Raw genomic sequence first — 11591 nt, 5'->3', positions numbered from 1 at the left:
TAATAAGGTAGGCAAATCGGGGCTTCGGGGTAGGAACCATGAAACGCTTCAAGGGGTCGCTCGCAGCCGCCCTTCTGGCGGCAACAGTCGGCATCGCCTGGCTTGCCGTCTCGTGCGACGGAGCGGATCCCCTCGCGCCCTACCGCGCGGAACTGCGCGTGGGTTTCGCCAACGAGCCGCCGTATTCGTTCCGCAACGCCGCAGGCGATGTGCGCGGCGAAGCCCCCGAGGCCGTGAAGTTCGCGGCCAGTAGCCTGGGCCTGGGCAACATCCGCTGGGTGATCATGGACTTCGGCGCTCTCCTCGGCGAACTGGAGGCCGGGCGCATCGACGTGATCGCCGCAGGCATGTTCATCACCCCTCAACGCGCCGCCCGCGTGCGCTTCTCCCGCGCCACCGTGGTGGTGGGTCAGGGGCTTCTGGTGCCTGCGGGCAATCCGCTGGGACTTCATTCGTACGAGGACGTGGTCCGCTCCGGCAAGGCGCGGGCGGCGGTGCTCAACGGCGCGGTGGAGGAGGAGATGCTCGCCCGGCTGGGGCTGGCCCCCGCCCGGCGTTATCCCGTCAACGAGGTGGGCGCGGCCCTGGCGGCCTTGCGCCACGGGCTTGCGGACTGCCTGGCGCTCTCGGGGCCAACGGTGCGCTATCTGGCGGGAAATTCGGAGGGCCGCTTCGACCCCGCCGATCCGTTCGCACAGCCCTCTTTACAGGGCTTCGGGCCAGGTCGCTGCGCCCTGGCCTTCCGCAAGTCCGACAAGTATCTGGCCGATGCGTTTGACGAGGCCCTGGCCGCCTACGTGGGCAGTCAAGAACATCTGGCGCGCATCCAGCCGCTGGGGGTCACCGTCGTCAACCTGCCCGTCGGCGGGGGCTGAGGCCGCCATGTCTTGGTCCTCACCCGTTCCCGGTCGTTCGTGGTGGGCTGCGCTCGCCACTCCGGCTTTCCTCGGGGTGTCCTTCGTCATCCTGACAGCCTGCGGCTTGTTCTGGTGGGTGAACGCCTCGTGGCGCGAAAACAACGCGGCCTATCTGGAGGTGCAGGCGCACATTCGCCTGGCGCGCGGGGATTTCCTGCGTGGATACCAGCAGACGCAGCGAATCGCCACTGGCGAGGGCTCCGCCCTGGACCCAGGCCGCTGCGCGTTCTTCGAGCAGGCGGCCTGGCGCATCGAGAACGCCATCAAGGCGCTGGAGCCCATGCGCCAGGAGTCGGCGTTCCGCAACGGCTTCCAGCGCATCGCCGAGGGGTTGGCGCGCTACCGGGAGACGGTGCTCGCCGCCGGAGACGTGGCCTGCGGCGGGGCGGATGCGCTCAACGCCGGGGCGCGCCGCCTGGAGATGGACCGGATTCTGGCCGAATCGGAAGCCATCCTGGCGGCGTTGTCCCAGGACATTTCTACGCGCTTCAGACACGAGGCCCAGGACCTGGACGGGCTGCACCGCGCGGCCATCCTTGTCTTCGCGGCAGTGATGGGCGCGGGGGCGGCGGCCATCGGGGTGGCCGGAATGCGCCACAGGCAGGCCGAGGAGGAACTGCGCCGGAGCGAGGAGCGTTTCAGGCTTCTGGTGGAATCCTCCGCGGATGCGGTCTTCGTCCAGACCGGGGGCCGCTTCGCCTACGTCAACCCCGCCTGCGTGCGGCTCTTCGGGGCATCCTCCCAGGAGGAACTCCTGGGGTTGCCAGTGCTGGAACGCATCAGCCCGAATGACCGCACGGGCGTAGCTGACCGCATCAAGACCTTGAACACCGATCGGAACAGCGTTCCCAGGCGCGAGGAGACCATCCTGCGCCAGGACGGCACACCCGTGACCGTGGAGGTGTCGGCCTCGCCCATGCCCTACAAGGGCATGGACGGAGCGCTGGTCTACGCCCAGGACATCTCCGAGCGCAAGGCCGCGCGGGACGCCCTCCTGCGGTCCCTGCACGAAAAGGAGGCCCTGCTGCGCGAGGTGCACCACCGCGTGAAAAACAACCTCCAGGTGGTCTTGAGCCTCATGGACCTCCAGGCCTCCGAGGTGGAAGATCCCGAAATGCTCGAGCGCTATCGGCAGCTGCAAGGGCGCGTGCGCACCATGGCCATGCTCCACGAACAGCTCTGCCGTTCGGACAATCTGGGAGCCATCTCCTTGCGCGATTACATGGAAAAGCTCCTGGAAATGCTGGCGAGGTCCTTCGACATGCAGGACAGAGTGTCCGTGAAGCTCGCCCTGGAGGACATCCGGCTTTCCATCGACAAGGCGGCCCCCTGCGGCCTTCTGCTCAACGAGCTGGTCACCAACGCCTTCCAGCACGCCTTCTCAGGGCGCGCAGGGGGGGAATTGCGGGTGGACCTGCACACGGAGGACGGGGAGATCGTGCTCGTGGTAGGCGACGACGGCCCCGGCCTGCCCGCCGCCCTGGCAACGCCGGACGGCCACAACGTCTCCCCCGGCACGCTGGGCTTGCTGCTCGTCCGCGAACTGGCCCGGCAGCTCCGGGGTTCATTGCGCTGGCAGGAAGGGCCGGGAGTCACCGTCGAATTGCGCTTTCCGGCCGAATGTCCGTCCGGAAGCGCCAGGGTCTGACCCGCATCCACCAGAACACGGGGCCTTTTGAGATGTTCCGGGTCAACGCCAGCGAAGCCTAGTCCTCATCTCCGCGACGGCATGCGGCCTTTCTGCTTGCGTAAGAGGGAGAGCCGGGCCCGGGGCTCCCGCCCGGCAGGGCGCGGAAGGGCCGTAAGCTCCCGGATCAGGCCGGGGAGTTCAATCCCATGTGCGGCGGTCCTCCAGGCGGGGCAGGGCGGTGTCGATGGTCCCGGCCTGGGCGCGCTCCAGGACCGGGCGCAGCTTGCAGCGCAGGCGGAAGGCCTCGGTGAGCGCCGCCTCGTCCACGTCCGCCGAGGCCTCGTAGACCAGGGTGAGGCAGTCGCGCCCGCCGGGATTCGTGGCCACGAGCCTCCAGGCGACCACGCCCGGGAAGGCGGCCAGGGCCTCGGCGGCCTGGGCCGGGTAGACGAACTGGCCCTTGATCTTCACCGTGTCGTCCGCGCGCCCCAGAATGCCCGCGAGCCTGGGCGACGTGCGCCCGCAGGGGCAGGGGGCCTCCACCAGGCGCGAGAGGTCCCCCGTGGCCAGTCGCACCAGCGGGTAGGCGCGCACGAAGGGCGTGAAGACCACTTCGCCCATCTCGCCGGGGGGCAGCGGTTCCCCGGTGGCCGGGTCGCAGACCTCCACCCAGCCCCTGCTGGAGCAGTGCATGCCCTCCAGGGCGTCGCATTCGTAGGCGATGGCCCCCACGTCGGCGGTGCCGTAGCCCTGGCGCACCCTGGCCCCGAACATCTCCTGCACCTCGCGGCGCAGCGACTCGGGCAGGCGTTCCGCAGCCACGAAGGCCTTGCGCACCGAGAGGTCGCGTGCCGGGTCCAGCCCGGCTGCGCGGGCCTTCTCGCCCAGGGCGCGCAGGAAGGAGGCCATGCCCACGAAGGCCGTGACGGGCAGGGAAGCCAGAAGCTCCGTCAGGATCTCCGTATTGCCGGGTCCGGCCGGGACCACGGCGCAGCCCAGCTCGCGCAGGGGCTCTTCGAGCATGTGCCCGGCCGGGGTGAGGTGGTAGCTGAAGGTCATCACGGCCAGGTCGCCCGCCTCGAACCCGGCGGCGCGGAAGGCCTCGGTCCAGCCCCAGAAGTCGGGCTCGCGGCCCTCGGGGTCGTAGAGGGGGCCGGGAGACTGGTAGAGGCGGCGCAGCCTGCCCAGGTCCACGGTGGAGAGCCCGCCCAGGCGCGGCCCCGAGGCCTGTACGGCCTTGAGGTCCTTCTTGCGCAGGGGGGGGATGCGCGCGAAATCCTCCGGGGAGCGCACGTCCCCGGGCGTGAGCCCAGCCCGCTCCATGCGGGCGCGCGCCTCGGAGCTTTGGGCGAAGGCGTGCTCCAGATGTCCGGCAAGGCGCGCCCAGAGAGCGTCGCGGCGCTCCGGGTCGGGGATGAACTCCAGGGAGGGAGGGGCTTGCGTCATGGTCGCTCCTTGGGGGGCGTCGTCGGGTGCTGTCTCGGGGCCGGGTCGAGAGCGCGTCGCGGCGGGCGTCAGCCCAGCCAGCGCTTGCGGCGGCGGTAGTGTTTCACGTCGCGGTAGGTCTTCTTCTCGCCGCCGTGGGAAAGCCCCAGGTAGAACTCCTGCACGTCGGGGTTGTTCATGAGGTCCCTGGAGGGGCCGTCGAGCACCACGCGCCCGTTCTCCATGATGAAGCCGTACTCGGCCAGGGAGAGGGCCGCCCGGGCGTTCTGCTCCACCAGGAGCACCGTGACGCCCTCCTCGGCGTTGACCCGGCGGATGATCTCGAAGATCTCCTCCACCAGGAGCGGCGCGAGCCCAAGGGACGGCTCGTCCAGGAGCAGGAGCTTGGGCCTGGCCATGAGGGCGCGGCCGATGGCCAGCATCTGCTGCTCGCCGCCGGACATGTAGCCCGCCAGCTGGTGGCGGCGCTCGGCCAGGCGGGGGAAATAGCCGTAGACGCGCTCCATGCCGGGCCTGATTTCGGATGAGGGGCGCGTGTGGCCGCCCGCGCGCAGGTTCTCCTCCACGGTCATGTCCTCGAAGACGCGCCGTCCTTCCATCACCTGGAACACGCCCTTGCGCACGATCTTCTCGGGCGTGAGGCGCTGGACCGGCTCGCCGGCCAGGAGCACCTGCCCGGCCGTGACCTCGCCGTCCTCGCCCGCCAGCAGTCCGGACACGGCCTTGAGCGTGGTGGACTTGCCCGCCCCGTTGGCCCCGAGCAGGGCCGTGATGCGCCCCTCGGCCGCCGAAAGGGAGAGCCCTTTGAGCACCAGGACCACGTCGTTGTACACGACTTCCAGGTTTTCCACCGTCAGGAGATCCACGCAGAGTCCTTTGATCGTCGGGTTGCGCCGCCCCGGAGGGCGGCGGGTTGGCGTCCGGCCGCCGTGTCCGGCCAGCCGTGTCCGGCCGCGCCGTCAGGCCGGTCGGTCGGGCCGTGCTGTCCGGCTATTCGGTCAGGCCGGTCAGCCAGCGGCATCCGGTCGAATTGTCCGGCCAGGTTGAAGGGCCTTTTCGTCCGGCCGGGGCCGTCCGGCCGGACAGGCGGCCCCGGCCCCGGCCTTCGCGGCCGGGACCGGGGCATCGGTCATCAGGGCTACTTGCCCAGCCATTCCTTTTTGCGCTCCAGAGTCTGGGTGGCCAGGAGCTTCATCTTGCCGTTCTCGAAGGTGTAGAGCATCACCGACATGTTGGGGCGGTGGTCCTCCGGGAAGTAGGAGATGGGCGGCGTAAGGCCCAGGGGGCTGTAGTCGCGCAGGCTCTCCAGCGCGGCCTTGAGGGTCTCGCCGGTCACGGGGCCTTTGGCCTGGGCCAGCTTGATGGCCTCGGCCATCACCAGCATGGAGGCGAAGGCGCGGATGTAGTGGGTCATCTGCGGCTGGCCGCCGGTGAGCTTCTCGATGGCCTTCATGCCGGGCACGTCCTGTCCGTAGCTGACGGCGGTCTGCAGCGAGACCACGCCGTCGGCGGCCGATCCGGCCAGGGGCGGCAGGTTTTCGTCGGAGCCCCAGATGTTGGTGAAGAAGCGGGTCTTGAAGCCCATCTTCTGGGCGTCCTTGAGCACCACGGCCGTGGACTGCGTGGTTCCGCCGATCCAGACGAAATCAGGGGCGGCCTTCTGCAGGCGCAGGAGTTGCGCGGTGGCGTCCATGGCCTTCAGGTCCACGTTTTCCTCGCCCACCAGCTCGAAGCCCAGCTCCTTGGCGTAGTCCTTGGCGGCGGGGATGGGGGCCAGGCCGTAGGGGTGGTTGGGGTAGACCAGCGCCAGCTTGGGGGCGCGCTGCTCCTTCCAGTTGTCCTTGAAATACTTGAGCGCGCCGCGGATCTGGGTGGAGTAGTCGGCGGCCACGAAGAAGTTGTAGGGAGCCTTGGACCCCTCGGTGAGGTGCGCCGAGTAGGAGGCCGAGATGCAGGGCACCTTGTCGCGGGCCACGAACTGGGTGAGGGCCTCGGTGTCCTGGGTGCCCCAGCCCTGCAGGGCCAGGATCTTGTCCTGGGAGGTGAACTTCTTGTAGGCGGCCAGGGCCTGCTGGGCGTTGTAGGCGTAGTCCACGGCGATGAGCTTCACCTTGGCCTGGCCCAGCATGCCGGATTCGTTGATGTAGCGCGCGCCGTCGCGGATGCCGTCGCCGTAGGGCTTGCCCACGTCGGCGGTAGGGCCGGAGAGGTCCTGCAGGGAGCCGATGACGTACTCCTGGGCCAGGGCGGGGGCGCAGGACAGGGCGGCCAGCGCGGCCGCCAGGAGCAGGCGTTTGAGTGTGGAATGCATGGTGTGGGCCTCCTTTGGGGTCAGTGGGCGAAGGGGTAGAGTTTCCAGTAGGCCTTGATCAGCCGCCAGCGGTGCGCTAGGCCTTCGGGCTCGAAGAGCAGGAAGAGGATGAGCGCCAGGCCGAACACGCCGCCCTTGAGGGCCATGAGGTTGGAGGTCATGCCGGGCATCCAGGCCTCGGCAGAAGCCGAGAGGGCGTTGAGCGCCTCGGGCAGCACCGTGATGAACACGGCCCCGTAGACCGCCCCCGCCACGCGGCCCATGCCGCCGATGATGATCATGGCCAGGTAGCTGATGGAGAGCCCGATGCCGAACTGCTCGGGACTCAGGAACATGGTGTAGTGCGCCCAGAGCGCCCCGGACACGCCCGCCAGGAAGGAGCTCAACCCGAAGGCGCGCAGCTTGTAGCCGAAAAGGCTTACGCCCACGATTTCGGCCGAGAGGTAGTGGTCGCGGATGGAGACGAAGGCCCGGCCCAGGCGCGAGCGCAGCACGTTGGCCGCGCCCAGGGCGCACAGGGAGGCCGCCGCCAGGGTGAGGTAGAACATCTTGAGGTCGTTGTCGAAGGCGTAGCCGAAAATTTCGGGGGGCATCACCGCCAGGCCGTTGGAGCCGCCGGTCACGGACTCCCAGTGCAGGAAGACGTATTCCAGGATCAGCTGGGCCGCCAGGGTGGAGATGGCCAGGTAGATGCCCTTGAGGCGCAAGGACGGCAGCCCGAAGAGCATCCCGGCCAGGGCGGCCAGGAGCCCCGAAGCGGGCAGGGCCAGCAGGAAGGGCACGCCCTTGGCCGCCAGCACCCCGGCCGTGTAGGCGCCCACGCCCACGAAGGCCCCGTGGCCCAGGGAGATCTGGCCGCAGGAGCCCGTGAGCAGGTTGAGCGACACCGCCCCGATCACCGCGATGTTGATCAGGCAGAGCACCGAGACGTGGTAGCTGTTCATCCACGGCGGCAGGACCACCAGCGCCACGAAGAACAGGGCCATGGACGCCTTGAGGAAGCGGCTGGGGAACAGCGCCGACTCCTGGGCGTAGGAGGTGAAGAAGAGCCCGCAGGGTGCGCTCACGGCTAGACCCTCTCGATCTGGCGGGTTCCGAAGAGCCCGTAAGGTTTGAGCATCAGGACCATCACCAGCACGATGAAGGCCGCCACGTCCTTGAAGCCGCCCAGGCCCAGCACGTCCTTGGCCACGCCGTCGCAGACGTTCTCCAGCACGCCGATGAGCAGCCCGCCCAGGGCCGCCCCGGCCAGGCTGTCCAGCCCGCCCAGGATCACCGCCGGGAACACCTTGAGCCCAAGGTGCCCCAGCTGGGAGTTGATGCCGTTGATGTTGCCCAGGATCACCCCGCCCACGGCCGAGACCATGGCCGCCACGCACCAGGACATGGCGAAGATGCTCTTGATGGAGATGCCCATGCTGGCCGAGGCGGCCTGGTCGAAGGCCGTGGCGCGCATGGCGATGCCCAGGCGCGAATACTTGAAGAAGAGCGAAAAGGCCGCGAAAAGCAGGATGGAGAGCAGGAAGGCCGCCACGTACACCGGCGAGACCGGCAGCCCGGCCACCACCACCGGGTCGGCGGGCAGCACCTGGGGGAACACCCTGATCTGCGTGCCCCAGCAGAGCTGCACCAGGGACTTGAGCACCGAGGAGAGCCCGATGGTGACCATGATCACCGAGATGGTGGGCTCCCCGATGAGCGGGCGCAGCGTGAGCCGCTCGATGGCCATGCCCAGGAGCGTGGAGAACGCGAGCGTCATGGGGAAGGACACCCAGAAGGGCAGCCCGAACTGCACCGTGAGCGAGAAGCAGGCGAACGCGCCCACCATCACCAGCTCGCCCTGGGCGAAGTTCACCACCTTGGTGGCCTTGTAGATGATCACGAAACCCAGGGCCACCAGCGAATAGATGGAGCCCACCACGAGGCCCGAGATCACCAGTTGGAGATAGTATTCCATCACACTTCCTCGATGCGGACCGCGCCGCTCATGGTGCGTCGGCGGCCGTCCTGGTAGACGATCTCCGACGTGAGTTCGATTGTGCCGGGCGCGCCGAACAGGGCCTCCACCAGGGGGGCGTAGCGCTCCTCCACCACCTGGCGGCGCACCTTGCGAGTGCGGGTGAGCTCGCCGTCGTCCGCGTCCAGCTCCTTGTAGAGCAGGGCGAAGCGGCGCACGCGGTGCTCCTCGGGCAGCTCCAGGTTCACGCGGGCGATCTCCTCGCGCACCAGGGCGTAAAGCTCCTCGCGGCAGGCCAGGTCCTGGTAGGTGGTGTAGGTGATCTGGCGGCCCTCGGCCCAGCGCCCGGCGATCTCGGCGTCCAGGCAGACGAGCGCCGAGACGTGCTCCCGGCCCCGGCCGAAGGCCACGGCCTCCTTCACGTAGGGCGAGAACTTCACCTTGTTCTCGATGAACTGGGGCGAGAAGCGCGCGCCGTTCACGAGGGTCATCACGTCCTTGAGGCGGTCGATGACCACCAGTCGGCCCGCGTCGTCGAAATAGCCCGCGTCGCCGGAGCGCAGCCAGCCGTCGTCCAGGGCTTCGGCCGTGGCCTTCTCGTTCTGGTAGTAGCCCAGGAACACGGCGGGGCTCCGGGAGAGGATTTCGCCTTCCTCGGAGATGCGGATCTCGGTCTCGGGGATGGGCGCGCCCACGCTGGTGAAGTCCACGCGGCCGTCCTGATGGATGCAGGAGATGCCGGCGATCTCGGTCTGTCCGTAGATCTGCTTGAGGTTCACGCCCAGGGCGTGGAAGAAGCGGAAGGTGTCCGGCCCCAGGGCCGCGCCGCCGGTGCAGGCCGAACGGATGTTGGTGAAGCCCAGGCGGTCCTTGAGGGCGCGAAAGAGCGCGAGCCACGCCAGGGAGTAGGCCAGCCTGAGCCCCAGTCCGGGGGACTCGCCCCGGAAGCGGGCGTCTGCCCAGCGCTCGCCCACGGGCATGCAGAGGTTGTAGAGCCAGCGCTTGAGGGGCGTGGTCTCCATGATCTTCACGCGCACGCCCGCGGCCATGTTCTCCCAGACGCGCGGGGGCGAGAAGAGCACGTGGGGGGCGATCTCGCGGATGTCTTCCCGCACGGTGTCGGGCTCTTCGGGGAAGTTCACCTTGAAGCCGAAGAGCAGGGCCGAGGCCACGCTCATCATCTGCTCGCCCATCCAGGCCAGGGGCAGGAAGGAGACGAACTCGTCCGTGGCCCGCTTGGGGTCGGCCTGGCCCAGGTTGTGGGCCATGCAGAGCAGGTTGGCGTGGGAGAGCTGGGCCAGCTTGGGCCGCCCCGTGGTGCCCGAGGTGGTGGCGATGAGCGCCGGGTCGTCGGGCGAGAGGGCATCGAGGTTGGCCTCGAACTCCCCGGCGCGCATTTCGCCCAGGCGGCGCACGCTCTCGAAATCCAGGAGTCCGTCGTCCGTGTAGGCGGTCAGGCCCCGGGCGTCGTGGTAGACGATGTGGCGCAGCTCCGGCAGGGAGGAGCGCAGGCTCAGGAGCTTGTCCACCTGTTCCTGGTCTTCCGCCACCACGAGCTTGGTCTGGGACAGCTCCAGGATGTAGCCGATCTCGTCGGGGGGGGCGTCCTGGTAGAGGCCCAGGGCCACTCCGCCCAGGGACTGGATGGCCAGCTCCGCCCAGAGCCATTCGGGTCGGTTGTCTCCGATGAGCACCACGATGTCGCCCCGGCCCAGGCCCAGTTCGGCCAGGCCCCCGGCGAAGGCGGCGGTGATGTCCAGGTAGTCCTTCCAGGTGTAGGCCTGCCAGACGCCCCACTGCTTTTCGCGCAGGGCCGTGTCGCGTGGGGCGCGCCGCGCGTTTTCCAGGAGCAGGCGGGGCAGTGTGGAGCGGTAGGTTTGCATGGCCTAGCGCCCCAGGAACACGGCGTCTTCGCTGCCCAGGTAGGCGGCCACCACGGCCGGGTCAGCACTCACCTCGGCGGGGGTTCCCTCGGCCAGCACGCGGCCGAAGTCCAGCACCACCACCTTGTGGGAGACATCCATCACCACGCCCATGTCGTGCTCCACCAGGAGCACGGTTGCGCCCCATTCCTCGTTGATGTCCAGGATGTAGCGGGCCATGTCCTCGGTTTCCTCCAGGTTCATGCCGGCCATGGGCTCGTCCAGGAGGATGAGCCGGGGCTCGGCGGCCAGGGCGCGTCCCAGCTCCACGCGCTTCTGCACGCCGTAGGGCAGGCGTCCGGCGGCCTGGTGGCGGTAGGGGGAGAGGTTGAGGAAGTCGATCACGTCCTCCACGCGGCGGCGGTGGGCGTCCTCCTGGCGGCGGGCCTTGCCCAGGTAGAAGAGGCTGGCCAGCAGGCCGTATTCCATGCGCGAGTGCCGCCCGAGCATGAGGTTGTCCAGCACGGAGAGGCCCTTGAAGAGGGCGATGTTCTGGAAGGTGCGCGAGAGCCCAAGGCTGGTGCGCTTGTGGGCGGGCACGCCCAGGAGCTCGCGCCCGTCCAGGGTGATGGAGCCCTTGTCCGGGCGGTAGCGGCCGCTCACGCAGTTGAGCATGCTCGTCTTGCCCGCGCCGTTGGGGCCGATGAGGGAGACGATCCGGCCTTCCGGCACGGTGAAGCTCACGTCCATCAGGGCCGCCACGGCATGGAAGGTGAGGGTGACGCCCTCCACGGCCAGCAGGTTCATTGGCGGATCCACTCGGCCACGAAGTCGGCGGCGCACATGAGGCGGTAGCCGCGCTGCTGGATGGCGGCGGCGATGGGCGAGGCGTCGTCGCAGGCCAGGCGCAGCACCACCATGCGCTGTCCGTCGTGGTAGAAGGTGCCGGTGGAGATGATGGAGACGCCGTGCTCCAGGACGATGCCGGAGAGCTCGTGGAGCACGCCCCGGCGGTCCTCCACCTCCACCACGAGGCGCGAGCCGCCGTCGCGGAAGCCCATCTCCTCCACGAACACCTCGAGCATCACGGTGCGGCTGATGTAGCCCACCAGCGCGCCCCTGGCGTCGGTGACGGCCAGCCCGGCGAGGTTCTTCTTGCACATGATGTCGGCGGCGGCCTCGATCTCCAGTTCCGGCGGCACGGTGGTGATGTCGCGGCGCATGATCTTGTCCACCGTGAGCTTGCTCACAAGATAGAGGGCCTCGTGCTTGTCCAGGGTGGTCATCACCGAGGGCAGGGCGGCGGAGATGTCCTCGGAGCGCAGATAGCCCACCAGGCGATCGCCATCGGTGACCAGGAGCATCCAGAGGTCGGCCTGATCCAGGAGCTTCTGGGCCTGGAGCACCGGGGTCTTGGGCGTGACGGTCTGGAAGGACTTGAGCATTTTGAGTCCGACGTACATGGGCG

General features: G+C 68.8%; 10 protein-coding genes. 2 read left to right on the top strand and 8 right to left on the bottom strand.

The window, feature by feature from the left end:
- Nucleotides 1–38: 38 nt before the first annotated feature.
- On the top strand, nt 39–875 hold the full coding sequence (locus NNJEOMEG_RS09630) for a transporter substrate-binding domain-containing protein (protein ID WP_173083832.1): 837 nt from the start codon (nt 39–41) through the stop codon (nt 873–875).
- 76 nt (nt 876–951) lie between these two features.
- Complete coding sequence (locus tag NNJEOMEG_RS09625; protein WP_173083830.1) at nt 952–2565, top strand: sensor histidine kinase; 1614 nt, start codon at nt 952–954, stop codon at nt 2563–2565.
- A 180-nt stretch (nt 2566–2745) separates the two neighbouring features.
- Here NNJEOMEG_RS09625 and NNJEOMEG_RS09620 read toward each other — a convergent pair whose 3' ends face one another.
- The 8 genes from NNJEOMEG_RS09620 to NNJEOMEG_RS09585 form a co-directional block, all read right to left on the bottom strand.
- On the bottom strand, nt 2746–3993 hold the full coding sequence (locus tag NNJEOMEG_RS09620) for a phenylacetate--CoA ligase family protein (protein ID WP_173083828.1): 1248 nt from the start codon (nt 3991–3993) through the stop codon (nt 2746–2748).
- A gap of 68 nt (nt 3994–4061) precedes the next feature.
- Entirely contained in the window at nt 4062–4859 is a 798-nt protein-coding gene (locus tag NNJEOMEG_RS09615; protein WP_173083826.1) for an ABC transporter ATP-binding protein, read from the bottom strand.
- Nucleotides 4860–5131: 272 nt separating this feature from the next.
- A complete protein-coding gene (locus NNJEOMEG_RS09610) occupies nt 5132–6304 on the bottom strand; it encodes an ABC transporter substrate-binding protein (protein ID WP_173083824.1) in 1173 nt (390 codons plus the stop codon).
- 20 nt (nt 6305–6324) lie between these two features.
- The gene (locus tag NNJEOMEG_RS09605; protein WP_173083822.1) at nt 6325–7371 is read right to left on the bottom strand and encodes a branched-chain amino acid ABC transporter permease; all 1047 of its coding nucleotides are present in this window, start codon (nt 7369–7371) and stop codon (nt 6325–6327) included.
- A gap of 2 nt (nt 7372–7373) precedes the next feature.
- Entirely contained in the window at nt 7374–8261 is an 888-nt protein-coding gene (locus tag NNJEOMEG_RS09600) for a branched-chain amino acid ABC transporter permease (protein ID WP_173083820.1), read from the bottom strand.
- The gene (locus NNJEOMEG_RS09595) at nt 8261–10144 is read right to left on the bottom strand and encodes an AMP-binding protein (RefSeq protein ID WP_173083818.1); all 1884 of its coding nucleotides are present in this window, start codon (nt 10142–10144) and stop codon (nt 8261–8263) included. The genes NNJEOMEG_RS09600 and NNJEOMEG_RS09595 overlap by 1 nt, the downstream gene beginning before the upstream one ends.
- Nucleotides 10145–10147: 3 nt before the next feature.
- The gene (locus tag NNJEOMEG_RS09590; protein WP_173083816.1) at nt 10148–10930 is read right to left on the bottom strand and encodes an ABC transporter ATP-binding protein; all 783 of its coding nucleotides are present in this window, start codon (nt 10928–10930) and stop codon (nt 10148–10150) included.
- Nucleotides 10927–11586 carry a CBS domain-containing protein gene (locus NNJEOMEG_RS09585; protein ID WP_173083814.1) on the bottom strand — a complete coding sequence of 220 codons (660 nt, stop codon included), beginning with the start codon at nt 11584–11586 and terminating at the stop codon, nt 10927–10929. The genes NNJEOMEG_RS09590 and NNJEOMEG_RS09585 overlap by 4 nt, the downstream gene beginning before the upstream one ends.
- Nucleotides 11587–11591: the final 5 nt, after the last annotated feature.

This window comes from Fundidesulfovibrio magnetotacticus, assembly GCF_013019105.1.
GTDB classification, from domain to species: Bacteria; Desulfobacterota; Desulfovibrionia; order Desulfovibrionales; family Desulfovibrionaceae; genus Fundidesulfovibrio; species Fundidesulfovibrio magnetotacticus.
Note: the sequence above shows the minus strand (reverse complement) of the source record. Positions and strands in the feature narration are given on the sequence as shown.